This is a genomic window from Verminephrobacter eiseniae EF01-2, from assembly GCF_000015565.1.
Taxonomy (GTDB): domain Bacteria; phylum Pseudomonadota; class Gammaproteobacteria; order Burkholderiales; family Burkholderiaceae_C; genus Acidovorax; species Acidovorax eiseniae.
Window position 1 is genome coordinate 2,939,548 of sequence record NC_008786.1, and the last position, 26,558, is coordinate 2,966,105.

26 protein-coding genes and 3 pseudogenes are annotated in these 26,558 nt (G+C 64.6%); 13 read left to right on the plus strand and 16 right to left on the minus strand.

What is annotated here, in order from left to right:
- The first annotated feature begins 18 nt into the window (after window positions 1-18).
- The 7 genes from VEIS_RS12650 to VEIS_RS12680 all read left to right on the plus strand — a co-directional run bounded on the left by VEIS_RS12650 (window position 19) and on the right by VEIS_RS12680 (window position 5,459).
- The gene (locus tag VEIS_RS12650; RefSeq protein ID WP_011810342.1) at window positions 19-306 is read left to right on the plus strand and encodes an antitoxin Xre/MbcA/ParS toxin-binding domain-containing protein; all 288 of its coding nucleotides are present in this window, start codon (window positions 19-21) and stop codon (window positions 304-306) included.
- 245 nt (window positions 307-551) lie between these two features.
- Window positions 552-1,598, plus strand: coding sequence for a tagatose 1,6-diphosphate aldolase (locus VEIS_RS12655; protein WP_011810343.1), 1,047 nt, complete (start codon window positions 552-554; stop codon window positions 1,596-1,598).
- A 5-nt stretch (window positions 1,599-1,603) separates the two neighbouring features.
- The gene (locus VEIS_RS12660) at window positions 1,604-2,275 is read left to right on the plus strand and encodes an amino acid ABC transporter permease (RefSeq protein WP_011810344.1); all 672 of its coding nucleotides are present in this window, start codon (window positions 1,604-1,606) and stop codon (window positions 2,273-2,275) included.
- Entirely contained in the window at window positions 2,272-2,922 is a 651-nt protein-coding gene (locus VEIS_RS12665) for an amino acid ABC transporter permease (protein ID WP_011810345.1), read from the plus strand. Before VEIS_RS12660 ends, VEIS_RS12665 begins: the two co-directional genes overlap by 4 nt.
- The gene (locus VEIS_RS12670) at window positions 2,909-3,640 is read left to right on the plus strand and encodes an amino acid ABC transporter ATP-binding protein (RefSeq protein ID WP_011810346.1); all 732 of its coding nucleotides are present in this window, start codon (window positions 2,909-2,911) and stop codon (window positions 3,638-3,640) included. The genes VEIS_RS12665 and VEIS_RS12670 overlap by 14 nt, the downstream gene beginning before the upstream one ends.
- A 36-nt stretch (window positions 3,641-3,676) precedes the next feature.
- Entirely contained in the window at window positions 3,677-4,474 is a 798-nt protein-coding gene (locus VEIS_RS12675; RefSeq protein WP_011810347.1) for a transporter substrate-binding domain-containing protein, read from the plus strand.
- A 127-nt stretch (window positions 4,475-4,601) separates the two neighbouring features.
- Window positions 4,602-5,459 carry a MurR/RpiR family transcriptional regulator gene (locus tag VEIS_RS12680; protein ID WP_011810348.1) on the plus strand — a complete coding sequence of 286 codons (858 nt, stop codon included), beginning with the start codon at window positions 4,602-4,604 and terminating at the stop codon, window positions 5,457-5,459.
- Between the two features lie 87 nt (window positions 5,460-5,546).
- Here VEIS_RS12680 and VEIS_RS24760 read toward each other — a convergent pair whose 3' ends face one another.
- Entirely contained in the window at window positions 5,547-6,380 is an 834-nt protein-coding gene (locus VEIS_RS24760; RefSeq protein WP_011810349.1) for an NYN domain-containing protein, read from the minus strand.
- A 382-nt stretch (window positions 6,381-6,762) separates the two neighbouring features.
- On the opposite strand from VEIS_RS24760, the gene rho reads away from it, so the two are divergent.
- Entirely contained in the window at window positions 6,763-8,025 is a 1,263-nt protein-coding gene (rho, locus tag VEIS_RS12690) for a transcription termination factor Rho (protein WP_011810350.1), read from the plus strand.
- Window positions 8,026-8,046: 21 nt separating this feature from the next.
- Here the strand turns inward: rho and VEIS_RS12695 are convergent, their stop codons facing one another.
- From VEIS_RS12695 to VEIS_RS31350, 8 genes and pseudogenes are all read right to left on the minus strand, one after another.
- Window positions 8,047-8,964 (minus strand): pseudouridine synthase, encoded by a 918-nt coding sequence (locus VEIS_RS12695; RefSeq protein ID WP_041950013.1) that lies wholly within the window; start codon window positions 8,962-8,964, stop codon window positions 8,047-8,049.
- A 151-nt stretch (window positions 8,965-9,115) separates the two neighbouring features.
- Entirely contained in the window at window positions 9,116-9,955 is an 840-nt protein-coding gene (locus VEIS_RS12700) for a dienelactone hydrolase family protein (RefSeq protein ID WP_011810352.1), read from the minus strand.
- Between the two features lie 42 nt (window positions 9,956-9,997).
- On the minus strand, window positions 9,998-10,639 hold the full coding sequence (locus VEIS_RS12705; RefSeq protein ID WP_011810353.1) for a CoA transferase subunit B: 642 nt from the start codon (window positions 10,637-10,639) through the stop codon (window positions 9,998-10,000).
- 36 nt (window positions 10,640-10,675) lie between these two features.
- Entirely contained in the window at window positions 10,676-11,383 is a 708-nt protein-coding gene (locus VEIS_RS12710) for a CoA transferase subunit A (protein ID WP_011810354.1), read from the minus strand.
- A gap of 90 nt (window positions 11,384-11,473) precedes the next feature.
- Window positions 11,474-11,794, minus strand: a complete 321-nt coding sequence (locus tag VEIS_RS30535; protein WP_011810355.1) for an ISAs1 family transposase — start codon at window positions 11,792-11,794, stop codon at window positions 11,474-11,476.
- A pseudogene (locus VEIS_RS31145) lies at window positions 11,769-12,329 on the minus strand (ISAs1 family transposase); the annotation flags it as partial. The gene VEIS_RS30535 and the pseudogene VEIS_RS31145, both read right to left, overlap by 26 nt.
- Window positions 12,330-12,354: 25 nt before the next feature.
- Window positions 12,355-12,936 (minus strand): annotated as a pseudogene (locus VEIS_RS31345) (ISAs1 family transposase); the annotation flags it as partial.
- 981 nt (window positions 12,937-13,917) lie between these two features.
- Window positions 13,918-15,156 (minus strand): sacsin N-terminal ATP-binding-like domain-containing protein, encoded by a 1,239-nt coding sequence (locus tag VEIS_RS31350; RefSeq protein ID WP_011810358.1) that lies wholly within the window; start codon window positions 15,154-15,156, stop codon window positions 13,918-13,920.
- A gap of 125 nt (window positions 15,157-15,281) precedes the next feature.
- Between VEIS_RS31350 and mads1 the strand changes: the two genes are divergently transcribed.
- From mads1 to VEIS_RS12735, 3 genes are all read left to right on the plus strand, one after another.
- Entirely contained in the window at window positions 15,282-15,497 is a 216-nt protein-coding gene (gene mads1 / locus VEIS_RS12725) for a methylation-associated defense system helix-turn-helix domain-containing protein MAD1 (protein ID WP_041950810.1), read from the plus strand.
- Window positions 15,472-16,212, plus strand: a complete 741-nt coding sequence (locus VEIS_RS24785; RefSeq protein ID WP_011810360.1) for a UvrD-helicase domain-containing protein — start codon at window positions 15,472-15,474, stop codon at window positions 16,210-16,212. The genes mads1 and VEIS_RS24785 overlap by 26 nt, the downstream gene beginning before the upstream one ends.
- A gap of 173 nt (window positions 16,213-16,385) precedes the next feature.
- Window positions 16,386-18,656: a hypothetical protein gene (locus VEIS_RS12735; RefSeq protein WP_011810361.1), complete on the plus strand. Its 2,271-nt coding sequence runs from the start codon at window positions 16,386-16,388 to the stop codon at window positions 18,654-18,656.
- A 62-nt stretch (window positions 18,657-18,718) separates the two neighbouring features.
- Here the strand turns inward: VEIS_RS12735 and VEIS_RS26255 are convergent.
- A protein-coding gene (locus VEIS_RS26255; RefSeq protein WP_086014358.1) for an IS5 family transposase occupies window positions 18,719-19,476 on the minus strand; the annotation gives its coding sequence in 2 pieces (ribosomal slippage) (window positions 18,719-19,146 and window positions 19,146-19,476; 759 coding nt in all).
- A gap of 140 nt (window positions 19,477-19,616) precedes the next feature.
- On the opposite strand from VEIS_RS26255, the pseudogene VEIS_RS12745 reads away from it, so the two are divergent.
- Window positions 19,617-20,791 (plus strand): annotated as a pseudogene (locus tag VEIS_RS12745) (IS630 family transposase).
- A gap of 158 nt (window positions 20,792-20,949) precedes the next feature.
- Here VEIS_RS12745 and tadA read toward each other — a convergent pair.
- The 4 genes from tadA to VEIS_RS12765 form a co-directional block, all read right to left on the minus strand.
- A complete protein-coding gene (gene tadA, locus VEIS_RS24790; protein WP_049773898.1) occupies window positions 20,950-22,326 on the minus strand; it encodes a tRNA adenosine(34) deaminase TadA in 1,377 nt (458 codons plus the stop codon).
- Between the two features lie 58 nt (window positions 22,327-22,384).
- Window positions 22,385-22,597 carry a hypothetical protein gene (locus VEIS_RS12755; RefSeq protein WP_041950016.1) on the minus strand — a complete coding sequence of 71 codons (213 nt, stop codon included), beginning with the start codon at window positions 22,595-22,597 and terminating at the stop codon, window positions 22,385-22,387.
- Between the two features lie 131 nt (window positions 22,598-22,728).
- Window positions 22,729-24,216 carry a ribonuclease G gene (gene rng / locus VEIS_RS12760; protein ID WP_011810366.1) on the minus strand — a complete coding sequence of 496 codons (1,488 nt, stop codon included), beginning with the start codon at window positions 24,214-24,216 and terminating at the stop codon, window positions 22,729-22,731.
- 54 nt (window positions 24,217-24,270) lie between these two features.
- The gene (locus VEIS_RS12765) at window positions 24,271-24,885 is read right to left on the minus strand and encodes a Maf family protein (protein WP_011810367.1); all 615 of its coding nucleotides are present in this window, start codon (window positions 24,883-24,885) and stop codon (window positions 24,271-24,273) included.
- 73 nt (window positions 24,886-24,958) lie between these two features.
- Here VEIS_RS12765 and VEIS_RS30540 point away from each other — a divergent pair, with 73 nt between their 5' ends.
- On the plus strand, window positions 24,959-25,243 hold the full coding sequence (locus VEIS_RS30540; protein ID WP_232287680.1) for a hypothetical protein: 285 nt from the start codon (window positions 24,959-24,961) through the stop codon (window positions 25,241-25,243).
- Here the strand turns inward: VEIS_RS30540 and rlmH are convergent.
- Together rlmH and rsfS are read right to left on the minus strand one after the other, a co-directional pair.
- Window positions 25,182-25,649 (minus strand): 23S rRNA (pseudouridine(1915)-N(3))-methyltransferase RlmH, encoded by a 468-nt coding sequence (gene rlmH, locus VEIS_RS12770; RefSeq protein ID WP_011810368.1) that lies wholly within the window; start codon window positions 25,647-25,649, stop codon window positions 25,182-25,184. The two genes, VEIS_RS30540 and rlmH, sit on opposite strands and share 62 nt — an antisense overlap.
- Before the next feature lie 24 nt (window positions 25,650-25,673).
- A complete protein-coding gene (rsfS, locus tag VEIS_RS12775; RefSeq protein ID WP_011810369.1) occupies window positions 25,674-26,375 on the minus strand; it encodes a ribosome silencing factor in 702 nt (233 codons plus the stop codon).
- Between the last annotated feature and the right edge of the window lie 183 nt (window positions 26,376-26,558).

Below are 26,558 nucleotides of genomic sequence, written 5' to 3' on the forward strand. Positions count from 1 at the left end.
AAGGCAAGGACACCGGGCTTGGCGCGGGCGACCGTACAGCGCAAGACGAGTCGGCGCAAACCGCTGTCGGCCGATGAGTCCTCGCGGGCACTTGGCATCTGCAGGCTCATTGGCCAAGTACGCGCGCTGGTCGGGCAGTCGGGCGATGCCAGCGGATTCGACGCCGCTCGATGGGTTGCAGGCTGGCTCGATCAACCGCTGCCAGCCCTGTCCGGCATCGCGCCTGCGCAATTGATGGACACGGCAGAGGGCCAGGCCATCGTGGCGCAGGTGGTGGCGCGCATGCAAAGCGGTGTCTACGCATGATGCTTGCGCTGTGGCGCATCGGTTCGGACACGCCTGGGCACCAGGCCGACGACATGGGTGGCCGGGGCGCCGACAGCAGCGCTGCCATCGCGTCGTCCGCACCGTCGTGACGCGCGCGATTCCGGGGGGCGTTCAGCAGTCCATAAGGCAAAACCTGCGGCTTGGCAACTGGGAAATCGCCCGGGAAAATGAAATAAAAATATCTCTAGAATCACGAACGACATAAACGTTCCATTTCAAAACCCATGCAAATTTCCGCCGGCAAGCTGTGGTCGATGCGCCGTCTCGCCGACGAACGCGGTTTTTTCAAGATGACGGCTGTCGACCAGCGGCCTGGCGTGGAAGCGCTGGTACGCCAGCGGCGCGGGGCTGGTGGGGCTGGTGCGTGCCTCTTCGAGGATGTCGGCCAGGTCAAGCGCGTGCTGATCGAAACCCTGTCGCCCTGGTCGAGCGCGATGCTGCTCGACCCGGGCTACGCCTATCCGCGCGCCGCGTTGCAAGCCGATCCGCGCAAAGGATTGCTGCTGACCTACGAGCAATGGGACTGCGAGGAAACGCCCGGCGGCCGCAAGACCTTCGCCTACCGCGACTGGTCGGTCGAGAAGATCAAGCGCCTGGGTGCCGATGGCGTCAAGCTGATGCTGTGGTGGCGTCCTGATGCGAGCAAAGACGTGAAGCTGCATCAGCGTGCGCTGGTCGAACAGGTGGGCCGCGACTGCCGCCGGCACGATATCGCCTTCCTGCTGGAGCCGCTGCTCTACCCGCCGGGCAGCGCGCAGGGCGCTTCACGCTACGAGGAGGATGCGGGCAAGCGCCCCGAGATGGTGCTCGATACCGCGCGCGAGTTCCGCGCCGAGCGCTACGGGATCGACATCTTCAAGATGGAAAGCCCGATCGCCGCCCACAGCGTGCCCGATCCGGATGCGGCCGAATCGGCGGCCTGTCAGCGCTGGTTCGACGAACTGGGCCGCACGCTCGATCGCCCCTGGGTCATGCTGTCGGCCGGCGCGGGGATGGAACCCTTCCGGCGCATCGCGGCACATGCTTTCCGTGCCGGGGCCAGCGGCTACCTCGCCGGACGCGCCATCTGGTGGCCGAGCTTCGAAGCCGCCTTTCCTGACTGGGAGTCCATGCGCGCCGGCGTCCTGCGCGATGGCGTGCCCTACGCGCGGATGCTGCATGCACTGCTCGAGCGCACCGGCACGCCCTGGAGCGCCTGCCGCGCGTTTGCGCACGGCATCGAACTGGCGGACGCCAGCGCCGATTTCTACGCCCGCTATCCGGCCGCCTGAGCGCGATGGACTACACCTTCCAGTTCGGTTCGGTGTGGGCTGCGCTGCCCCGACTCGCGCAGGGCGCGCAATTGACGGTGCTGCTATCGCTCGCCGCCATCGCGATCGGGCTGGCCATCGGCGTGCTGTGCGCGCTCGCGCGGACCTCGCGCCGCGCCTGGCTGCGCTGGCCCGCTGCGGTCTACGTCGAGTCGATCCGCAACACGCCTTTCCTGATTCAGCTGTTTCTCATCTACTTCGGGCTTGCGTCGCTGGGCCTGCGGCTCGATCCGATCGATGCGGCGCTCGTCGGCATGTCCATCAACTGCGGCGCGTATGCAACCGAGATCGTGCGCGCAGGCATCGACGCCATTGCGGGCGGCCAACTCGAGGCGGCGCATGCGCTGGGCTTTCCCGTGCCCGCCATCGTGCGCCATGTGATTGTTTTTCCTGCGCTGCGCGCGGTCTTCCCCGCCCTGGCAAGCCAGTTCCTCCTGGTGATGCTCGGCTCGGCGGTCGTGTCGACGATTTCGGTCGAGGAGCTCACGGGCGTGGCGCATCTCATCGAAACCGAAAACTTTCGCCCCTTCGAGGTCTACATCGTCGTGACGGGCATCTACCTGGCCATCGCGTTTTCGCTCAAACTGGTGTTCGCCGCCGTCGAGCGCTTTTACTTTCAGTCGCGGGGGCGCGCATGATCCGCGACTTCGGCAGCGTCGAATTCCTCTACCTGCTGGCCGCGATGCGCTGGACGCTCGGCCTGTCGGTGCTGGCCTTCGTCTGTGGCGGCATCGTGGGCCTGGTGCTGGCGCTCGCGCGCGTCGCGCCCGTCGCGCCGCTGCGCTGGCTTGCAGCGGGCTACATACAGCTGTTCCAGGCCACGCCACTGCTGATGCTGCTGTTTCTCGTGTTCTTCGGTCTGGCCCTGTTCGACCTGGGCCAGAGCGCCTTTCTTTCGGTGACCATCGCATTGACCTGCTACGCCAGCGCGTACTTCGGCGAAATCTGGCGCGGCTCGATACAGTCCGTGCCGCAGACGCAATGGCAAGGCTCGGCGGCCCTCGGGTTCTCCTACCTCGAACAGATGCGACATGTGGTGCTGCCGCAATCAGTGCGCATCGCCACGCCACCGACCGTGGGATTCATGGTCCAGTTGGTGAAGAACACCTCGCTGGCCTCGATCATCGGCATGCACGAACTCGCCCACGCCGCGCAGTACGTCAACAACGTCACCCTCCGGCCGATCCTCGTCTACGGGGTGGTCGGCGCGATGTACTTCGCTGTCTGCTGGCCCCTGTACATGCTGTCGCGGCGGCTGGAGAAAAAGTTCAATGCCAATCGTTGAGATCTCTTGCCTGCGCAAGCAATTCGGCCAGGCCACGGTGCTCGACGGCGTTGATCTGCAGGTGGCCGAGGGCGAGGTGGTCGCCATCATCGGACGCTCGGGCTCCGGCAAGAGCACGCTGCTGCGCTGCATCAACGGCCTCGAACGCATCGACGGCGGCAGCATCGTCGCCGACGGCATGCAGGTGCAGCCATCGAGCCTGCGCGCGGTGCGCCGCTCGGTCGGCATGATCTTCCAGAGTTTCAACCTCTTTGCGCACCTGAGCGCGCTCGAGAACGTCGCGCTGCCGCAGATGGTGATCCACAGGACGCCGAAAGCCGTGGCGCGCGCGAACGCCGCGCGGCTGCTCGAGCGCGTGGGCCTGTCGGCGCGTGCCGACGCCTATCCCGCCAAACTCTCCGGCGGCCAGCAGCAGCGAGTGGCCATTGCCCGGGCGCTGGCGCTGGAGCCGCGCATCCTGTTGTGCGACGAGATCACCTCGGCGCTCGATCCCGAGATGGTCGGCGAGGTGTTGGACGTGGTCGCGGAACTCGCCCGTGGCGGCATGACGATGATGCTGGTGACCCACGAGATGGGCTTTGCGCGCCAGGCCGCAGACCGGCTGGTGTTCATGCACGCGGGCAAGGTCTGCGAACAGGGAACGCCCGGCGCGATGCTGGACCATCCCGCGACGCAGCCACTGCAGCAGTTCGTCCAATCCATACGCCACAAGGGCTGAACGCCCGCGCCGTTTTCATCGCAAGGAGACAAACCAATGACTTCGACATTCCCTTCCCGCGTCTGGCGCGCGCTCGCGGCCGTGCTGCTGCTTGCCGCCGCGCACGCGGCCGGCGCAGTCACCGTCGACGAGATCATCAAGCGCGGCAAACTGCTGGTGGCCATCGACACCAACAATCCGCCATGGGGACAGATGAATGCCTCGATGCAGCCCGAAGGCATCGATGTCGGCGTGGCGAATCTGATGGCCAAGTACATGGGCGTGCCGCTCGAGATCGTGCCGGTCACCAGCCAGAACCGCATTCCGTTCATCGTCACCGGCAAGGCCGATGTGGTGATGGCCACTCTGACGATCACGCCCCAGCGCGCGTTGCAGATCTGGTACTCCATCCCGTATGCCTTGCAGGACAGCGTCATCATGACCACCGACAACAGTCCGATCAAGAGTTTCGATGACCTCAACGGCAAGCGCGTGTCGGTCGTGCGCGGCGCGATCCAGGATGCCCTGGTCACCCGCATGGCCCCGCGCGCGCAGATGCAGCGTTTCGACAACGACGCCTCGACGATCCAGGCGCTGGTCGCCGGGCAGGTCGATGCGAGCGCCACCGGCTTTCTCATTCCGGCGCAGACGACCAAGGCCAACCCGGGCAAGACCTATGTGTCGCGCCTGAAACTCGGCACGCAGCACATCGGCATCGGCATGAAGCGCAACAGCCCCGACCTGCTGCAGTGGACCAACACCTTCATCTACCATATCCGTGCCAACGGCGAACTCTCGGACCTGTTCAAGCAGTACTTCGGCATGCCGCTGCCAAACGACATGCCCTCGTTCTGAGCCCAGTGACCGCATACCGCCATCCTGCGCGCACGGCGCGCGCCACCTGCATCGGCATGAGCGCCGAACCCATGGTCCGTGAGGTGCTGGCGCGTGTCGGCGCTGCCATCTGAACAGACGGTTTCCAATGCCCTCCAGCGCCGCGCCCCTGACCCTCGAAGCGCTCAAGGAACTCGTGACCCAGCGTTTCGACGGCCTGCCGGTGCGTCTGCAGGCTGCGGCGCGCCATCTCGTCGACCATCCCAACGCTGCGGCAGTGGACACCATCAAGTCGCTGTCGGGCGCCGCCGGCCTGCAACCGTCGGTGCTCATGCGACTGGCCAAGACGCTCGGCTACTCGGGTTTTTCCGAAATGCAGTCGGTGTTCCGCGATGCGTTGTTGTCGCAGACCCAGAGCTATGGCGAGCGAATGCGCACCCGGGGCCGCCGTGCCACGGCGCCGCAGGCGTCCGGCGACATGCTGCGACTGCTGTGCGAAGGTTCCATCGAATCGCTGCAGGGCTTGCGCGACGCCATCGATGCGCAGTCGCTGCGCGACGCCATCGAGATCCTGGCAGGCGCGCGATCGATCCATGTGTTGGGACTGCGCCGCGCCTGGCCTATCGCCACCTACCTGGTCTATCTTCTTTCGCGCAGTCGCCGGGTCGTGCGGCTGCTGGGCGGCATGGCCGGCATGCTGCCCGACGAGGTGCAGGCGCTGCAGCCGGGCGATGTTCTCGTCGCCATCAGTTTCCATCCTTTCCATGCCGACACGGTGGCGGCCGTCGAGCGCGCGCATGCGCAGGGCGTTTCGGTGGTGGCGCTCACCGATGGAGCACTTTCGCCGTTTGCGCGCCATGCGCGGACGGTGCTGGAGGTGCGTGACGCCGAGATCGCAGGCTTTCGCACGGTGGCCGCATCGATGGCCTTGTGCCATGGCTTGGCGGTCGGCCTGGTGATGAAAGAAGAATCGGGCGCAGCGCGCGGCAAACGCCATCGATCCTGAGCCTGCCAGAGCCGTCCGGTCCAGGCGCGCCTGGCCGGAGTCCGTCAGGTCGTCGACATGCCCGGGGTCAGCGCGCCGCCCCTGCGTTCAGACCTCGGCGCGGAACACATGCCTGGCGTAGATCTTCTCGGATTCGGTCAAACGGCCATGGCCCAGTTCGGTCAGGACATGGAACAGCAAGGATCGATCGACGTTCGCGTCGATACGCTTGGCCGCGTGGTTCACGGTGCCGGTCAGGGGCGCAGTCTGCTGATCGATAAATGCCTTGACCGCTGCTTCGATCCGCACACGGTCGATCAGATCGATGGCCTGGCCCGACGCGGCGACCGACTGTTGCGCCGGCGCCGACTGGCCAGACGGGGCATACCGGAGGACTTGCGCAAGCTCCGCCTGCCCGAGCAGGCCCACACGATCTGCCCTGCAGGCGATCTCGGCACTTCGATGGCGGGCAACACCGGTTGCAGGATCTTCCACCCCCAGCACGGCAATACGAACCCCGTGCTTTTTTGCCATATCGATGCCGACAGCCAGGTCGCTGTCGCCAGTCACCAAGACGGCATCACAGATGGCGTGATGACCAGCCAGTTCGAGCAGATCGGTGGCGATCAGGGACGCAATGTCCCTTTGCTGGTCTCGGCCGTTGATCGTGCCGGCGCGAAACTGCACGTCATCGATGTTGGCCAGGGATCGCTGTTGAGGCGTGAAGCCGTTGGCCATCACGCCGTCATACCAGTAGACACGCAGCAGTTCTTTGCGGGTCAGATCCAGCGTAGAGCGTGATTTATCCAGCAGCGCCTCGATGAGGCCGGCCGGATCGACGATATCCAGGTCGGCCCGCGAGGTGCTTGCCCGGTTGCTGACGATGTCGATGGCCTGGCGAAAAAGGTAGTCGGCATCGACCATCACGACGAAGCGATTCATTTTTGCTCTCCCAAAAATAGATAAGCCCCCTGGCGCGGGGGGCAGATGTTGGCCGGGCCCGGACAGATAAGGAAGGGCCCGGCCAGCCGGGGCGAAAGTATATGTGGCCGAATGCCGGTGCGACCGTCCAGAGGGCAGGGCGGTGCGCAAAAGACAAGCCCGCTGCGGCCATCTGTTTCTGCCGTTCGATGGCCATGCACCACGTTGGGCAGGGCGCCGGGTATTTTTCCTGCCATAATCGCGCCCAGACCATCGGCCTGCATAGACATCGGCAGCCGAACCGGGATCCCCTCAGGGCCGGATCTGCAAGCAGCAGTTCATCCGCCCCCGGATCACCATCCCCCGCCCCAAGATCCCACCCGCTGCGCCAAAGAGCCCATCCATGCACTTAAACGAACTCAAGGCACTGCATGTGTCTGAAGTCCTCAAGCAAGCTGAAGACCTCGAAATCGAAAACACCGGCCGCATGCGCAAGCAGGAGCTGATGTTTGCCATCATCAAAAAGCGCGCCAAAACGGGCGAGCAGGTGTTTGCCGACGGCGTTCTGGAAATCCTGCCTGACGGATTCGGCTTTCTGCGCAGCCCCGACACCAGTTTCACCGCCAGCACCGATGACATCTACATCTCGCCCAGCCAGGTGCGCCGCTTCAACCTGCACACGGGCGACATGATCGAAGGCGAGGTGCGCACGCCCAAGGATGGCGAGCGCTACTTTGCCCTGACCAAGCTCGACGCCGTCAACGGCGGCCCGCCCGAGCAGAACAAGCACAAGGTGATGTTCGAGAACCTGACGCCGCTGTTCCCCAAGGAGCAGATGCGGCTGGAGCGCGAAATCAAGGGCGAGGAGAACATCACCGGCCGCATCATCGACATCATTGCGCCGCTGGGTCGCGGCCAGCGCGCGCTGATCGTGGCCCCGCCCAAGAGCGGCAAGACGGTGATGATGCAGCACATCGCGCACGCGATCACGGCCAACAACCCCGATGTGCACCTGATGGTGCTGCTGGTCGATGAGCGCCCGGAAGAAGTGACCGAGATGCAGCGCACGGTCAAGGGCGAGATCATCGCCTCGACCTTCGACGAGCCCGCTGCGCGCCATGTGCATGTGGCCGAAATGGTGATCGAGCGCGCCAAGCGCCTGGTCGAGCTCAAGAAAGACGTGGTGATCCTGCTGGACTCCATCACCCGCCTGGCCCGCGCCTACAACAACGTGGTGCCCTCGTCGGGCAAGGTGCTGTCCGGCGGGGTCGATGCCGCCGCCCTGCAACGCCCGAAGCGCTTTTTCGGCGCCGCGCGCAAGGTCGAAGAAGGCGGCTCGCTGACCATCATCGCCACGGCGCTGGTCGACACCGGCAGCCGCATGGACGAAGTGATCTTTGAAGAATTCAAGGGCACCGGCAACTGCGAAATCCACCTGAACCGCCGCCTGTACGAAAAGCGCGTATTCCCCGCGATCGAACTGAACAAGAGCGGCACGCGGCGCGAAGAACTGCTGCTGGCGCCCGAGATCCTGCAAAAGACCCGCATCCTGCGCCAGTTCATGTACAGCATGGATGAAATCGAGTCCATGGAACTGATGATCAAGAACATGAAGGCCACCAAGACCAATGTGGACTTCTTCGACATGATGCGCCGGGGCGGGTGAAGCCCGTCGCGGTCGAGCCGGTCATTCACCGGGCGGCATGGCCAGCCGCCGCTCACTTTCGAACACCCGCCGCTCACCGCTGAGCGGATCGACGAACTCCAGCGCGCGCGCCAGCAACTGCAATGGCCGCGAATAGTCCCCCGGGGGCGGGTCGTCGACCACCGGGTAGAACGGATCGTTGCGCAGCGGCAAGCCCAGGGCCGCCATATGCACCCGCAGCTGATGCCGCTTTCCGGTGCTCGGGGACAGGCGGTAATGCGCCCAGTCGCCGGCCACCGCCAGCAATTGCATATGGGTGTGGCTGTTGGGCGGGCCCGGCACCTCCTGCATGCGAAAGAACTGCGGGCCAGGCTCGATGCGGCTCGTGTGATCGCGGGGGAAAACCACGTCGGCGCGCCAGGGCGCAATCGCCTCGTAATGCTTGGTGATCCGCCGCTCGCGAAACAGGGCCTGGTACGCGCCCCGGGTGCATTGCTGCACCGACAGCAGGACCAGCCCGGCGGTATCGCGGTCGATGCGGTGCACGGGCGACAACTGCGGCAAGCCCAGTTGGCGCTTCAGGCGCACCAGCAGCGTGTGCTGCAGGTAGCGGCCCGAGGGCGTCACCGGCATGAAGTGCGGCTTGTCGGCCACCACCAGATGCGGGTCTTGGTGCAGCAGCGTCGGGGCAAACGGCAGCACCGGCTCGGCGCTCAGGCTGCGGTAGTAATACAGGCGCAGGCCGCCCTCGAACGGCTGCTCGGGCGCAACGCACCGGCCGCGCTCATCGACCACATCGCCGGCGTGCATGCGCTGGCGCCACTGCTCGCGCGCCACCATCGGCAAGCGCTGCGCGAGAAAGTCCAGCATGCTGCCCTGGCCCCGCGTCGGCAGCACCACGCAACTGGGGCTGACGCCGGCGCGCACCGGCAGGACCTGGGGATGGCGCGGGTTGTGCATGGCGTGCAGCTTTACTCGGGCTTGCATGGCGCGGCGCGTCACCCACGGCGTATGAAACCGGGGCAGCCCACGGCCAGGGGCGCCGCGCAACCGGCTTTGCCAAGCCGCTGGCGGCGTCCCGGGCAGGGGCCGCAGCCGGTCTGCGGGTGTTTCACCTGAACAAATCCAGCAAAAATGCCTGCACCGGCTGTCGCGCTGCGCGCAGGTTCAGCACGGTGTGCGGTGCGCCAGGCAGGAGCACCACGCTGGCATCGGGATGGTCCTCGAAGGCTTGCGCGCAATGCCCCCGGGCGGCGGGGTTTCCCAGCCAGGCGTTGGCCGGTGAAAAGAAGGGGTCTGCTGCGCTGATGACATTGAGCAGCGGTTGCGCTGGCCGGATGGCGGTCTGTGCGCGCTCGACGAAGTAGTTGTCTTCGCAGCTCCAGGAAAAAATGATCCGCCCGATGAATTCGTCACCGCCATGGCGGGCCACTGCGACCGCCCCCTCACTGGTGCCGGCCAGCACCAGACGCCGGGTATCGGCCCAGGGCAGGCGGCGCAGGGCGTCGAGCGCCAGCATGATTTCGGAACTGCGCAGCGCGTGGATTTTTTCGTAGGCATCCTTGCCCACCGGCGATTGGTAGGTCATGCGCTCAGCCAGCGCGAAGGAGTCCGGCGCCAGGCTGGCAATGCCCAGGCTGCCCAGCCATTGCTGCCACTGGGCAATCGCCTCGAGCCCCAGCCCGGACGAGCCATGCAGGAACACCACCACCGGCACCTTGGCGTGCGCCGTCGCCGGAGCGTCTTTCAGCGGCCCGAGATAGGCGCTGGCGCCGGTGGCGTTGGCGGGCAGGAGCAACTGCGCCCCGGCGATCACGCCCTGCGCCGAAGCCTCGGTGTGCGCCGTGGCGCGGCCTGCGACGGCGCCCTGGGGCGCTGGTGCTTGTGCATGGGCCCATGCTGCGCTGATGGCCAGCAGTGCGGACAGGGATGGCGCAAACCTTGTTTTCATCGCGAAACTCCTGGAGCTCGGCACCGGCGGGCAGCGCGCCCCTTACCTGATCAGCGCCACCCCGGTTTTGGATTGAAGGGTCTCGAAACTGACGCCCGGCGCCAGTTCCACCAGCGCCAGGCCCTGCGGCGTCACGTCGATCACGGCCAGGTCGGTGATGATGCGGTCGACCACGCCCACGCCGGTCAGTGGCAGCGTGCACCGGGGCAGTATCTTGAGGTCTTCGCTGCCGTCCTTTTTGCGCGCCACATGCTCCATCAGCACGATCACGCGCTTGACGCCGGCCACCAGATCCATCGCGCCGCCCATGCCCTTGACCATCTTGCCGGGGATCATCCAGTTGGCCAGATCGCCTTTTTCGCTGACCTGCATCGCGCCCAGGATCGACAGGTTGATCTTGCCGCCCCGGATCATTGCAAAGCTGTCATGGCTGCCAAAGGTCGACGAGCCTTTGATGGTGGTGACGGTCTGCTTGCCGGCGTTGATCAGGTCGGCATCGACTTCGTCTTCGGTCGGAAACGGGCCGATGCCGAGCATGCCGTTTTCAGACTGTAGCCACACCTCCTTGTCGGCGGGCACGAAGTTGGCCACCAGCGTGGGGATGCCTATGCCCAGGTTCACGTAAAAACCGTCTTCGAGCTCTTGGGCGGCACGCGCCGCCATCTGGTCTTGACTCCACGACATATCTATTGCTCCGGGTGTGAGGGTGATGCAGCAGGCTCAGGCGCCCGCTTTGGCGCTGATCGTGCGCTTTTCGATGCGCTTTTCGGGGTTCGGGTTGTGCACGATGCGGTGCACATAGATGCCGGGCAGATGCACCTGGTCAGGCTCCATCGCGCCTGTGTCGACCAGCTCTTGCACTTCGGCGATGCAGACCTTGCCGGCCATCGCGGCTGCGGGGTTGAAGTTGCGCGCCGTCAGACGGAACTGCAGGTTGCCCGAGCGGTCGGCGCGGTGCGCCTTGACCAGCGCCACATCGGGCCGCAGCGCGCGCTCCATGACATAGGTTTGGCCGTCGAATTCGCGCAGTTCCTTGCCCTCGGCGACCATGGTGCCGACGCCGGTCTTGGTGAAGAAAGCCGGGATGCCGGCGCCGCCTGCGCGCAGTTTCTCGGCCAGGGTGCCCTGGGGGGTGAACTCCAACTCCAGCTCGCCCGCCAGGTACTGGCGCTCGAACTCCTTGTTTTCGCCCACATAGGAGGCAATCATCTTCTTGATCTGGCCGGTGCTCAGCAGCTTGCCCAGGCCAAAGCCGTCGACCCCGGCGTTGTTCGAGATCACGGTCAGGTTTCTGACGCCCGAATCGCGCAGCGCGTCGATCAGCGCTTCCGGTATGCCGCACAAACCGAAACCACCCACCGCCAGCAGTTGGCCGTCTGCAACCACGCCCGCGAGGGCCTCGGCTGCGCTGGGGAATAACTTGTTCACCACGATCTCCTTGTGAATGGCAACCCGCAACGATACTACGGCGCTGAAGTGGCTTTGCGCGCGACGGGCAGATCCGGCAGGGCCGGAGCATCAAATTTCCCGCAGATGAAGGATATTGGCGAGGTAGTCCGGGTTCCAGGCAGCGGCCTTGCGTTTTTTTGGCAGGCCCATGGCGCGAGAGTGGTCAGCACGAAACAGGTTCATGGCGGCGCGGCGCAGCAATGAGAAGTCGAGTGCGGCATTGCGTAGCCGGATGGGGCAGGCGTCCTCTCCAAAGGTCACATCCAGGCACCAGTGCAAGCCATTTTCAATGTCCCAGTGCATGCGCACAGCGTGCAAAATGCGCTCACTGTCGGCGGGCAATGAACTGATCACATAGCGCCGATCAGTCTCGGTCTTGCTGCCGATCACGCGGCTGGAGTCGATACAGGCCACCGAAGTGATCTTCTTCCAGCGTTCCTTGATCCAGCGTTCCTTGAGCCCCAGGGTAGCCAGCCAATCCAGATCGCCCACCGCCCGTGCAGCGACGGGTTTCAATGCGGCCATGGCCCTTGTCCAGCGTTTCATGCACGCAGGTCTGTCTGACCGGGTCGCCGGGCGCGCCGAGCGTGCCAAAGAAGTCGCGCAAGGCGTGGGCCAGATGTGGTTGGTTGTCCTTGACGGCAAGCACGTAATCGCCACCACCGCCTACGATCTGCTCGGCCATCGCGCTCTGGCAGCCGATGGCATCGATGGTGACAACCGCTCCCTCGAGCGCCAGCGTTGGCAGCAACTCGCCAATGGCCGTGATTTCGTTGGACTTTTCTTGGCAGGCCAATTGTCCCAGCGTCAGGCCATATCCGGCGGCGTAGGCCGATACCTGATGCAGTGCGCGCAACCCGCAGGCCGGACGTGCCGCGCCGCGCAGACTCTTGCCATTGATGGCAATGACCAGGCCGCCCACCGCAGGGCAGACTTGGCGCCATCCAGGAACTCAAGCAGGCCGACAACTGACTTGGCGAGAGCGCCTCAAATACCCGACGGATGGTGTCGTGCCCGGGAATGCCGTTGCGCAACTTCAGATAGCGACGCAGCCAGCTTTCGTGCGCGCGTCCCCAGTCCTCTATGTCATCCCACCCTTGCGCCCCTGACATGACCGCGCACAGTGCCAAAACCAGTATGTCGAGCAGGTTGTGGTCGGTGCGGCCTGCAACCCGCGGGTCCTTCAACTGGCGCAACTGCTCGATGAGCTCTTCTATCGTGTCTTTCTCCGCCATCTCTTGCTCTTGAAACCCAAGAGTAGACACGATTTCTGAGCTGCTTTTACAACGGCTTATCGTAAGTCGTTGAATGTAAACAAACTTTGATGCTCCGGCCCTGGGTGCCAGTCCTGCCTTTACCGCCGTGCCCTGCGCTGCCCGTTGTGCCGTCGCCGCCGTCCGGGTCAGGCGTTCCCGGCGGAATGTTCGGCATGTCGTCGCCGTACAGGTCTTTCGCGTCGTTGTAGACATCATCGCCAGGAGGATCGGCTGTGGCCGTATCCGATTCGGTTGAGGACTCGACGGTCGGAGCATCGTCGGATGGAGCCTCTTCCTCCGGCGGTGGCTGGTCAGTGATTCCCAGACGGGAAGTTAGGTCAGCCACGCTGGTGATGCCGAGCTTCCGGAGCAGATCGAGGGCAGCAGGATCGATGCCAGCCTCTTTCGCAAGCTGGTCGATGATTGGCGGCTTGAAGGCGATCTTGGTCAGCAGGAAGGGGTTGGTCTTCCAGCCGAGGGTGTCGAACACCACGAGATTTGGCGCTACGAGTTCGCCGTTGGCATCGGGCACCCAAGCCGCCGCGTTGAGGTTGCGCAGGAAGGCAGACGGGAAGCTCGTGGCGTATCTGCCGTTGTGCGTCCACGTGTAGGAACCATCGAAGATGCCGCGCCCGCAGCGCTCTTCGAGGTCGCCCAAGCTCTCCCAAATCAGGCGAGCGCGCTCGGCGCGCTGCTCCGGCGTGAGATTCGGAAGGTGGTCAAGCAGATCTTGGAAGCCTTGCAGCGTCCAGTCTTCTACCGTGTCGCTGTAGCCTGACGTTTCGGCGTGACCAGCGCGAACGCGAAGCGCCCTCAGACGGTCGCTCCAGTGGTGTTCAACAGGAGCTTTCTCCGGGCGTGGGTATCGCAACGCACCACACGCTTCCAAGAATACACACATTTTCTCACCACGTAGGCAGTCGTATCCGTCGTCAACGATGAAGACTTCCGGAACACCGGCGAAGAGCTGTTTCAGACGCTCCGTGGCGATGTAGATACCACCCGGTTTGGCGACGTAGCCCTTGCCGTCACCTGTGTCTACGACCATCACGAAAGACGTGTCGCGCAGAGCAGCAAGGAGATTTTCACGCTGCGAATTCGAGTCGGTGTTGAATGCCTTGCGGATGCGCTCAATGTCGGCGGCGTAATCATCGTCGCCGACATCAACGGTATCCTGCTGATACTTCGGCAGCAGGTTCCAGACCACGTCATCAACCGGATCGGGTTCGGTGATGCCGAGTGGAGTGATGTCACCGGTCAGCCACGCCGACGCCTTGGAGCCAAACAGCAGCTCGACCTGTTCGGGGTTGAACAGGTCGCGCAGTTCCTGCGTGCGCGCGAGTTTCGCTTGCGAAGCCGGGACAAAGTCGCCATCGAAGCGCGGCAGCAGCGGCTCGTCCAAGAGCGCCTGCCGGACGGTTCCGAAGATGGGAGCGAACATCGCGCCATCGGGGAACTTCTCGCGGTCGAGCGGCAAGCAGCGCAAGGCGGACGTGTCCAGCATCCCTTGTCGCGCATCCAGCGCATCGCTTCCACCAGCAGGCTGGACGTTTCCTTGACCAGATGCTGGTTCCACGGCTCGCCGCGCGGAATGTTGTCGCGGCTGGGCGTGGTGCGATACGGCCCTTGCACGAGAAAGCCGAGATTGGTCGGCACCACGGTCGGGAAGAACACCACCAGCGGCGAAGCGGCCACTGGTTGCACCGACCAGCGGCCCGGCGCGTCCTTGATGGCGACCAGCGAGAAGGCGATCTCCACGCGACCGACCTTTTCCTTCGCCTCGGTGAACACTTCGCGGTGGAACACCAGCCAGTTCTGGTCAACCTCGACCTTGCCGGTTTCTTGGCCGATTACCGTGATGAGCCGGACGTTCTCGCCGAACTCTTTGGTGACGTTGTGCAGATAGAGGCCTGACGCGCCGCCGTCCACGCTCCAGTTGATCTCCTCGATGTGCCGAAGGAACAGCAACGCGCCGGGGCCCAAGTGCCGGAAGCCTGCTGAGATTTCCTGCTGCGCGGTGTCGTCGTCCGCTTTCAGGGGTAGGACGATCTGCGTTTCGCCCGCCTTGCGATCCGTGCGATCAGCCCGTTGCGGCTGCACGTAATTCGCTATTGCGAAATCCTCGTCGCCGGAGTGAATTTCCGGGCGGTCGGTGAACGTGTAGACCGACTTGAAGCCGATGCCGAACCGGCCAATCGAGAATTTGTCCTTTGTGCTCTCGGCGATGCCACATACGCCACGCACGTCGGTCTCATCGAACGGCCTGCCGAAGTGGGAGCGCGTCAGGCGAGTCGAGGTCAGCTCGAACGTGACCTTGCGCGGCCCGACCGAGTCGCCACGCCGACCCAGCGCGTCTTCGGCGTTCTGAAGCAGTTCGAAGATGAAGTGCGTCCGGTCGTCGTAGCGATCGGCCAACAGCATCGGGCCGATCCGACCGATGTCGGTGCCGTAGCGCCGCCGGTTCTCGTCGCTGATCGCCTCGTAGTTGGATGCCACCCGCTGCCCCCTCGTCGGTCCGGCAACTTTTCAGATGCCAAGTTTGCCCAAGTCTGCTCAACCGCGAAATCTTATGCCAAGATACGCCATTAGACCATCCGTGTCGAAACGACATGGGCAAGCAAATGAGCGATCAACCGGACGAAATCCTCACGATTGATGAGGTGGCCGCCTATTTGAAGGCTAGCAAGCGTACGGTCTATCGCCTCGCGGCGAGCGGGAAGCTCCCAGCCTTCAAACTCGGCGGAACGTGGCGCTTCCGGCGTGGCGAACTGGATCAGTGGATCGCCAGCCACATCGGCAAGGCATCGGTCGATGACAACGAGGGAGGAACGGAATGACCAGCGCCGCCGCCCTCCAATCCAAGGACAATCCGCAGCAGCTCGACGCCATCCTCACCACAGAAGGCCCGGTGCTCATCATCGCGGGCCCGGCTCCGGTAAGACCTTTACGCTGGTCGAGCGCATCGTCTATCTCATCACCCAGAAAGGCGTCGCGCCGGAGTCTCTGTTTGTCGTCACCTTCACCGACAAGGCCGCGCACGAGCTGACCACGCGCATCTCGAACCGCCTGACCGAGCTGGACATCAAGTTCAACCTGAACGAGATGTACCTCGGCACCTTCCACTCCATCTGCCTGCGGCTGCTGGAGGAGTACCGCGAGTTCACGCGGCTCAAGCGCAGCTTCACGCTGTTCGACCAATTCGACCAGCAGTACTTCCTATACCAGCACATCAAGGACTTCCGCGAATTGCCCGACGCGCAGCTCGTCATGGGCGACGACCAGTCAGGGCGCTGGGCGCAGTCGGAGAACCTGCTCAAGTGGCTCAACAAGATCAGCGAGGATGCCCTCGACGCTGCCACGCTCACAGCGGCTCCCGAAGTGGAAATCCGTGCGCTGGCCGCGTGCTTCGCCAAGTATCAGGAACTGCTGCACGAGAACAACCCGCTCGACTTCTCCGGCATCCAGTACGAGGCGCTGCAACTGCTGGAAAAGCGCCCCGAGGTGCTGGCACAGGTGCGCGAGAAACTCACCTACCTGATGGTGGAGCCCTAACGGAAATCGAACGGGCATCTACAACCCCGTAGGAATGTAGCGGAAATGGGCGGAAGCGCAGCCGCCGCGCCAAGCGGCACCGTTGTTCCTTCGTTGTTCAGATTGTGCTTGACCGCCAGTGTCGGCATGCCTATGATCCGCTCCGGAACAACGGCTGAACAACGAGGTGCGGCATGGAGAAGCGTTTTGTGGTGACCCTGAGCCGGTCGCAGGGTCGCAGTGCATGGGCGGTGATCTTCCGCCATCCGGTTCGGGTCGACCCGAACACTGGCAAGCCGGGCTTGCGAGTCCGCCAGGGGCTCGGAACGTCCGACGAGGCCGAGGCCAATGATCTGAAGGATCAACTCAACCAGCTACTGGCAGAGGAGAGCTTCTGGAGCTTGCCGGCCAGGGCGGAGGCTGAAAAGCGGTTCCATCGCCGGGTCGTCGAGATCTTCTATCACGGCATGGAACCTGAGCAGAGCGACTTCGGCGCGATCCGCGAGTCGATCATTCCGCTGCCGACATCGAAGGATTCCGACTATCGGCAGGCGCTGCTCCTCGGGACGACCGGCGCCGGCAAGACGACGCTGCTTCGGCAGCTGATCGGCACGGACCCGGAGACCGAGCGCTTTCCGTCGACATCGACGGCGAAGACCACGGTGCATGAGACCGAGGTTGTGCTTGCACCAGGCCCGTACAAGGCAGTGGTCACCTTCTTCCCCATCGACGAAGTCCGCGAGCATTTGAACGAGTGCATCTCGGAGGCCGTTCTGTCCGCCTACCGTGGCGACGACGGTGAAGTGCTGCGCAAGTTGTTGATGCATGTGAACCAACGGTTCCGCTTCAACTACGTGCTTGGCAACGGACCTCAGGCAGCCGGCACCGACGACGATGAGGATGACGAGGACGAGGACGACGCTGCGGAGCAGACCGAGGAGACCGCTGCTGACGACGTGATCGATCTCGACGCCACCAATGCGCTGCTGACGAAGACGTTGACGGCGTTGCGCGCCATCGCCGCCCGCCACGGCGACCAACTCAAGACCGAGCTGGGCGCCACCGACGAAAAGGACCAGCGGGTCGTCGACGAGTTGTTCGAGGAGGAGCTTGATCGCCGGCTTCGTGAAGACGACGAGTTCCACCGCATCAGCGACGAGCTCATGGACGAGATCGAGCTTCGTTTCTCGCTGCTTACCGATGGCGCGGTGCGCCGCAACAAGCAGGGCTGGCCGCAATCGTGGTCGTGGGAGACCGACGACCGTGCGACCTTCATCAAGACGGTCACACGCTTCTCCAGTAACCACTCCCGACGCTTCGGGCACCTGCTGACGCCGCTGGTGAACGGCGTTCGCGTGGCAGGCGCATTCATGCCCGCGTGGAACGACGGTCAACAACCCAAGCTCGTGCTTCTCGACGGTGAAGGCTTGGGCCACACGCCCAAGTCGGTGGCAGCCATCTCGACTTCATTGACCCGGCGCATCGAGTCGACGGATGCCATCGTGCTCGTCGACAACGCCATGCAGCCGATGCAGGCCGCCCCGGTTGCGGCCATGAAGGAGATGATCACGTCAGGCAGCACCAGCAAACTGCTACTCGTGTTCACGCACTTCGACGAGGTCAAGGGCGACAACCTGCGCAACGCGGCAGATCGGGAGCAGCACGTCCTGGCTTCCGCCGAGAACGTCCTCGCGTCGATTGGCGAGGAGTTGGGTCCCTTCGCGGAACGTGCGCTTCGCGGCCGCCTGAAGGAAGCCTGCTTCTTCGTCGGCGGGATCGACGAGGACCTGGATGCTGCGAAGAAGACCCACAAGCGGACCATCGGTCAGTTGCAGACCCTGTTGGCCGCCATCGATGTCATCGTGGAAAAGCCGGCGCCCGTCCTCGCGAAGCCGGTGTACGACCGCATGAATCTCGTCCTGGCCGTGAAGAACGCTGCCGAGAGCTTCCACGATGCGTGGTGGCCGCGCCTGGGCCTCGACTACAAGCCCGGCGTCAGCAAGGAGCACTGGAAGCGCATTTGGGCATTGAGCCGACGACTCAGCACGCCCGGCCTCGGCGACGAGTACGACAACCTCAAACCGGTCGCGGATCTCCGCAAGCAGCTTCAGGATCGGCTGTATGTGCTGCTGCAGAACCCACTCCGGTGGGACCCCGCCGAGCCGACCGACGATGCGCACAAGCAGCAGGTTTTTGACGGCCTGGCCAACGCGCTGTCCACCAAAACGCTGGACCTCGCTACTCGCCGCGTTCGGGCCGAGCGGATGCCGGAATGGCAGTCGGCGTTTAACCAGTCTGGGCGTGGTTCCAGCTACGCGCGCGCGTCGATCATCGGCGAGCGCATCTACGAGCGGGCTGCGCCGATTCCTGACATCACCCCCTCGCCGGATCGCAATTCCTTCCTGCACGAAGTGGCGGCTGTGGTCGAGAGCGTCTGCGAAGATTTCGGCGCCAAGCTCGCGTAGTGGACGGTCACAGACATTCGAGGAGGGGCTTGCCCTGGAGCGAGGCTAGGGCGTGTTAACAATCAAGTAATCCAGATATAAGTACAAACCAGATTGAGAAACGACAGGTAGTTACGCGCCAGCTTTTCATAACGAGTTGCGATTCTTCGGAATTGCTTGATCCGATTAAAAAAACGCTCGACCAAATTGCGCTCCTTATACAGATGTCGATCATAACTTCGCTGCACCACACGATTGCGCCTGGGTGGAATGACCGCCGTCGCACCAGCGACCTGAATGCTGTCAATCAGGGCATCGGCATCGTAGCCCTTGTCAGCCAGTACCGCATCGGCTTTCAAGCCTTCCAACAGCGACTTGGCTTGTGTAATATCGGCTACCTCGCCACCAGTGAGCAGCCAACGCACTGGGCTACCGAGCGCATCGACAACGACGTGAATCTTGCTCGTCCATCCACCACGCGAACGGCCTATTGCCTGTGGCCCCTCTTTTTTTTGGCACCAGCAGCGTGTTGATGTGCACGCACCACCGTACTATCGATCATCAGCATTTTCAAATCTCTGTCGCCACTGACAATTTCGCAGACCCGCTGCCATACGCCCGACTCGCCCCAGCGTTTGAACCGCGTGTATGTCGTGTGCCAGTTGCCCAATTCTGCAGGCAAGTCTCGCCATGGTGAACCCGTGCGCATGATCCACAACACCGCTTCCAAAAATAGCCGATTGTCCTGGGCGGTCGCCCCAGGATCGCTCGGCTTACCCGGTAATAACGGAGATAATTTCTCCCATTGTTCATCACATAGTAGTTTTCTGACTTCTTGCATCTTGGGCCCCTATTCATTCAAAGATCAAGTATAGACATAACCCATGGATTGTTAACGCGCCCTAGTATTTCGTTTCGTTAAACCATTTACCCAAATCAGATTATATGCGATCATGTCACGGTAATTTTTTGGAGACTGGCATGGCGCGACGGACAGGGCGATCGGAGTTGAAGTTGAGCCAAGAGCACAAGGTGATGCTCAAAGAGCTCGCCGGCTCTCGTACTGCACCCGTCCGCGAAGTCGAGCGTGCCCGAATGCTGCTGGCGTATGCCGATGGGCAATCGCCCACGCAGATACAGCGTGCGCTAGGCATGTCCAGGCCGACGATCTACAAGTGCATCGACAAGGCCTTGGCGACGGGCGTAGCGGCAGGGATGCAGGATCGCTACCACCGACCGTATGCACCGCAAATCACCGATGACGCGCGCGCCTGGGTCGTGGACTTGGCCTGTCGCAAGCCCAAGGACTTGGGTTACGCCGCAGAGCTTTGGACGCTCTCGGCGCTGGCCGCGCATGTCAGCGCGAACGCGCACAGCGCAGGCTTTGCGCGACCAGCGCGAACGCGCACAGCGCAGGCTTTGCGCGACTGGCTCGCGCGGGCAAGACCACGGTATGGCGCATCCTCAACGCCCATGAACTCAAGCCGCATCGGGTGCGCTACTACCTGGAGCGGCGCGACGCACAGTTCGAGCGCAAGATGGCCCAAGTGCTGATGGTCTATCACGACGTGAATCTGTACCAAGCCGATGCGGTTGACGACGCACGTCCCACGCCAATCTACACCGTCAGCGTCGATGAGAAACCGGGCGTGCAGGCGCTTGGCGTGACCGCGCCCGATCTGGCGCCGGTGGCCGGCAAGCACCCCGGCGTGGGGCGTGACCACGAATATGTGCGCCACGGCACCTTGTCCATTCTCGCGGCGCTGGACCTGCACGACGGCCAGATCATCGCCAACGTCGAGCCGCGCCATCGCAGTTGTGAGTTCATCGCCTTGCTCGAACGCCTGCATGAGCACTATCCGAGCCAGGCGGTCATCCGCGTCGTACTGGACAACCACAGCGCCCACACCTCCAAGGAGACGATGGCCTACTTGGCAAGCCGCCCGGGGCGCTTCGAGTACGTCCATACCCCCAAGCACGGCTCCTGGCTCAATCTCGTGGAGTCGGCCTTCTCGAAGATGGCCCGAACGTTCCTGCGCCACATCCGGGTCGCTTCACTTGACGAACTCAAGCATCGTATTCTCAAAGGCATCGACGAGATGAACCTCCAGCCCGTTCGATTCCAATGGAAATCCTTCGACTTTCAAATGACATAATGTAATTGTTTTAATGAAACGAAACACTAGGCAGGGCACAAGCCCTCGCGCTGCCAGTCACGCATTGCGATGATTTGCAAACGCCGCGATGCGCTTCGATGGCCAGCGCAGACAGACAGATGATCGGCGACGCGACACTGAGGGCGAAAGGCGCGGTTTCATGTGCAGTTATTTGCGGGACGGCATGCCAGGCCATGTGCCGGGTGGGACGGCCCAAAGTATTCCACTGCCCGCGCGGCCAGCGCTGCGCCATGCTCGGGCACCGTATGGCCGGCCCGGGGGTGCCGGCTGAACTCGGGGCAGTCGCCGATGGCCAGGCTGCGACCCGGCCACTGCTGCGGCTGCCAGAACGGGCGCGCCGCGCCCTGCCCATCCGCAGCCGCCGGCAGGGGGGCGGACAGCGCCCGGAACGGGGGGTGTTCGGCAAACGCCCGGAACAGGTTGCGGTCGGCAAACGCCCGCAGTGCGGCGCAATGGCCCCGGTCTGGAAACGGCGCGTCATACGCTGCGCATTGCGCGTCGGACAACGGCGGGTCGATGCGTGCCAGCAGGCGGCCCACGCCAGGCCCATGCAAGGGCTGCGCGCCTGCGGCCAGCAGCGGGTCGAGCACCAGCAGGCCGGTAAAACGATCCGGCATGGCCATGGGCAGCGCCAGGCCCAGCATGTCCCCGTCTTGCAGCACCAACACCACGCGGCGCAGGTCCAGGCGCGCCAGCCACTCCAGCAGCAACTGCCGGTGCCAGGCCCACTGGTGCGCGCTGTCTTTCTTGGGTTTGTCGCTTTTGCCAAAGCCGATCAGATCGGGCGCCAGCACGCGGTCGCCTGCGGCCAGAAACACCGGCAGCATATGCCGGTACAGGTAGCTCCACGCCGGGTAGCCATGCAGGCACAGCCAAGTGCGTGCGGCCGGGCGCGGGCCTTCGTCCAGGTAATGCATGCGCAGCCCCGCCAGGCCGGGCAGGTCGCTCAGGTAATGCGGCGCCCAGGGGTAGTCCGGCAGGCCGGCAAAGGCGGCATCGGGCGTGCGCAGGGCATCGTCGCGCAATGGGTGGCGGGCCAGCGCCTGGGCCCGCTGCCCGCTGCGGCGCTGGCGGAAAAAGCGGCGCAGCAGGTCGCCTCCTGCGTCGGCCAGCACCCCGCCTTGCACCCGGGTCTGGTGGTTCAGCCGGGCATCGCCAAACAGGTCGAGTACCGACCCGGCGGCGCCCGTCCTGGGGTCCGCCGCGCCGTACACCAGCCGCGCCAGCCGGGCCTGCAGCAGCGCGCCGCTGCACATCGCGCAAGGCTCGAGCGTGACGTACAGGCTGCAACCGTCCAGCCGGTAATTGCCCAGGCGCCGCGCGGCTGCGCGCAAGGCCAAAATCTCGGCATGGGCGCTGGGGTCATGGCGCGCCAAGGGCGCGTTGCGGCCGGTGGCGATCAACTGGCCGTCCTTGACCACCACCGCCCCCACGGGCACTTCGCCAGCGCGGGCCGCGTCTTCGGCCTGGGCCAGCGCCTGGCGCATCCAATGCGCATCCGGATCGGCGCTCATCGGGGTGTGATGGATCACTGCATGCGCGCTCGAATCAGGCGCCCCGGTCTCATGCCGCTCAATTTTTGTCATCCTGGGGCTGATCTTCCGGCATGGGCCGCGCCTGCTGCATCAGCCCCTGGACCTGCTGCTGGATGTGCTGCTGCACCTGCTGGCTCGATTCCTGCACCGTGCCGGTCGTCGTCTGCATTGCAGACAACTGCTTTTTGACCAGCATGCCGACCACGGCCAACACCAGCACCAAACCCGCCAACCCCCATAGTGCGCGCATGCCACTGCTCCTTGCCGGGCCAGCGCAGCCCGCTGCCGGTGAATGTAAAGGCAAAAACGGCCACGCTTGGCGGCCATGGGCCAAGGCAGCCGCTTGCATTGGCCATTGCGCGACGCGGCCCATGCATTTGGTCACAGCAACACGATGTCGTACTGCTCTTGCCCCATCGCGCTTTCGGCCTGTAGCGAGATGGGTTTGCCGATGAAGTCGATCAGGCCCGCCAAATGCTGGCTTTCCTCGTCGAGCAGTTGCTCGATCACCCGTGCCGAGGCCACCACCCGGAACTCGCGCGGGTTGAACTGGCGGGCTTCGCGCAGGATCTCGCGCAGGATGTCGTAGCACACGCTGCGCGCGGTCTTCACGCTGCCCTTGCCCTGGCAGGCCGCGCAAGGCTCGCACAGCATATGGGCCAGGGATTCGCGGGTGCGCTTGCGCGTCATCTCCACCAGGCCCAGTTGCGAGAAGCCGCCGGCCATGGTCTTGACGCGGTCGCGTGCGAGCTGTTTTCTGAACTCGGTCAGCACGGCCTCCTGGTGGCCGCCCTGCGCCATGTCGATGAAGTCGACGATGATGATGCCGCCCAGGTTGCGCAGCCGCAGTTGGCGCGCGATGGCCTGCGCGGCCTCCAGGTTGGTCTTGAAGATGGTGTCGTCGAAGTTGCGCACACCGACGAAGCCGCCGGTGTTCACGTCGATGGTGGTCAGCGCCTCGGTCTGGTCGACGATCAGGTAGCCGCCCGATTTCAGATCGACCCGGCGGCCCAGCGCCTTGGCCACTTCTTCGTCAATGGCGTACAGGTCGAAGATCGGCCGCTCTCCCTTGTAATGCTGCAGCTTGCCGGCAGCAGCGGGCATGAACTCCTGGCCAAAGGCGTGCAGGCGCTGGAACTGCTCCAGCGAATCGATCCGGATGCTCTGCGTCTGCTCGCCCACCAGGTCGCGCAGCACGCGCTGCAGCAGGAACAGGTCCTGGTGCAGCAGCGATCGGGCAGGCAGTTTGAGCGCCGCCTCCTTGATGAGCGCCCAGGTCTTGCGCAGGTAGGCGATGTCCTCGGCCAGTTCGGCGTCGCTGGAATCCTCGCCATTGGTGCGCAGGATGAAGCCGCCGCCACCGCCCGTGGTCTTGTCGCCCACCAGCGCTTGCAGCCGCGCGCGCAGCGCGTCGCGCTCGGCGCCGGGGATTTTTTGCGACACGCCCACATGGTCGTCCTGCGGCTGAAACACCAGCAGGCGGCCGGCAATGCTGATCTGCGTGGACAGGCGCGCGCCCTTGGTGCCAATGGGCTCCTTGATGACCTGCACCATCAGCGCCTGGCCATCGAACACCTGTTTTTCGATCGGTACCTGCGGCTGGCCCTTGCGGGCGAACAGGGGCGCTTCGCCGTCGGGCTGGCGCTGCCACAGATCGGCCACATGCAAAAAGGCCGCGCGTTCCAACCCGATGTCGATGAAGGCGGACTGCATGCCCGGCAGCACGCGCGCGACCTTGCCCAGGTAGATGTTGCCGACCAGGCCGCGTTCGAGCGTGCGCTCGATGTGCAGTTCCTGCACCGCGCCGTGCTCGACCACGGCGACACGGGTCTCCTGCGGCGACCAGTTGATCAGGATGTCTTGTTGCATGGCGGCCGGGGGGCGTGGTGGGGTTGCGGCAGGGTTGCTCTGGGGATGCAGTGGTTATGGCGACAAGCCCGCCGCGCGCAGCAACTGTGCGGTCTCGTACAGGGGCAGGCCCATGATGCCTGAATAGCTGCCCGCCAGGTGTTGCACAAACGCTGCCGCCCGCCCCTGTATGCCGTAGGCCCCGGCCTTGCCCAGCGGTTCGCCGGTGGCCACATAGGCGGCGATCTGCGCCGGCGTCAGCGCGGCAAAAGTCACGCGCGACACGGACAGCGCCGTCAGGCGCCGGGGGCCTGCCTGCAAGGCCACGGCGGTGAGCACGCGGTGCGCGCGCCCGGCCAGCGCGCCCAGCATGCGGGCCGCGTGCGCCGCACCATCGGGCTTGCCATGGATGCTGCGGCCCAGGGCCACCGTGGTGTCGGCGCACAGGACAGGGGCCTGCGGCAGGGCACGGCGCGCGTGGCGGGCCATGGCCGCATCGAGTTTCAAGCCCGTCACGCGCTCCACGTAGCGGATCGGCGCCTCGCCGGGCAGCGGCGCTTCGAGCGCCTCGGCGTCTTGCTCATCCGCGTCGCCCGGGTCGGGGACGAGCAACTCATGCCGCAGGCCCAACTGTTCGAGCAGTTGGCGGCGGTGCGGGCTTTGGGAGGCCAGGTAGATGAAATCAGACATCGACAGATTTTGAAGAACGAGGGGAACTGGTGGCGACACAGCGGAGCTGCCGCGAGCCGATCTTGCAGCAGCCATGGAACATGCCGCCGCCGCCAAGCCGCGCATGAGCGCCGCCCGGCCGCCCGAAGGCGCTCATACCGTGGCCGAAGGCGAAGGTGCTCCATCCTTCGCCGCCCGGCCGCCCGAAGGCGCTCATACCGCAGCCGAAGGCGAAGGTGCTCCATCCTGCGCCGCCCGGCCGCCCGAAGGCGCTCATACCGTAGCCGAAGGCGAAGGTGCTCCAGTGAGCGCCGCCGTCATTCGCGATGGTACGGGTGCCCGGCATGGAGCGACCAGGCGCGGTAGAGCTGCTCGATGAGCAGCACACGCACCAGAGCGTGGGGCAGGGTCAGGTCCGACAGGCGGATGCGCTCGTGCGCGGCCTGGCGCAAGGCCGGGTCCAGCCCGTCGGGCCCGCCGACGAGCAGCGCCACCGTGTCGCCGACCAACTGCCAGCCCCGCAGCCGTTCGGCCAAGGCCAGGGTGGTCAGACGGGTGCCGCGCTCGTCCAGCGCCACCACCTGCGCGCCGCGCGGGATGGCCGCCTCGATACGCCCGCGCTCGGCAGCAAGCAGGCTCGCCAGCGTCTTGCCGGCACGCGGCTCGGTCTTGACCGCCTTGAGCTCCAGCTTGAGTTCGGGCGGCAAGCGTTTGGCGTAGTCGTTGCATGCCGTCTGCGCCCAATCAGGCACCCGCTGCCCGACGGCGACGATCAGCAGCTTCATCGGGGCGAATCGAGGGCGGCCGGTTCAGCCCTTGCGGGCCGCAGCCTTTTTGCGCGCCGGCCTTGCCGTGGCGCCTGCCTTGGCGGCCGGCCTGTTCGCGCCAGAGGGCCTGATCACGATGGTCTCGATGGCGGCCTTCCTTGCGGTGGTGGTTTTGCCGGCCGGCTTGCCAGCGGGCCTGGCGGGCGCTTTCTTCGCCGGTTTGGCCGCAGATGGGGTCACAGGCTTCGCCGCAGTCCTGGCCACGATTTTCCTGGCCGGGGCCTTGGCTGCCGCTTTGCGGGCCGGTTTCTGGTCTGCGGCCTGCGCGGTCGTGCCGCCGGACGAGGGCGAGAAGGGTTTGGCCGCGCCGAGCTTGATGCGCACCGGTTTGTCACCCCAGAGATCTTCCAGACGGTAGTACTGGCGGATGGCGGGCTGCATGATATGCGCCACGGCGGCACCGCAGTCGACGATGATCCATTCGCCGTTGTCCTCGCCTTCGGTGCGCGGCTTGGCAAAACCGGCTTCACGCACCGCGTCGCGCACGCTGGCGGCCAGCGCCTTGGTCTGGCGGTTGGAACTGCCCGATGCCACGATGACCCGCTCGAACAGTGGCGACAGATGCTCGGTGTTGAAGACCTGTATGTCTTGCGCCTTGACGTCTTGCAGGCCATCGACAATGGCGCGCTGGAGCTTGGCGAGGTTCTTCCGGGCGGCGGTTTCCGATGGGGTGGAGGCGGTCATCAGGTGGTGCGGTCAAGGCAATGGGAAGGGGGGAAATATAGCGTGCAGCCGGCGCGGCCTCGGCCCGGCCACGCCTGCGCACCTACCGCGCGCTGCATGCCGGCAGCGGCAGGCACGCATCATACGTTGACGGCGCAGCGCGCCGTCTGCGCGACAATGCGCCCAGCCCCATCCCCGAAAGGC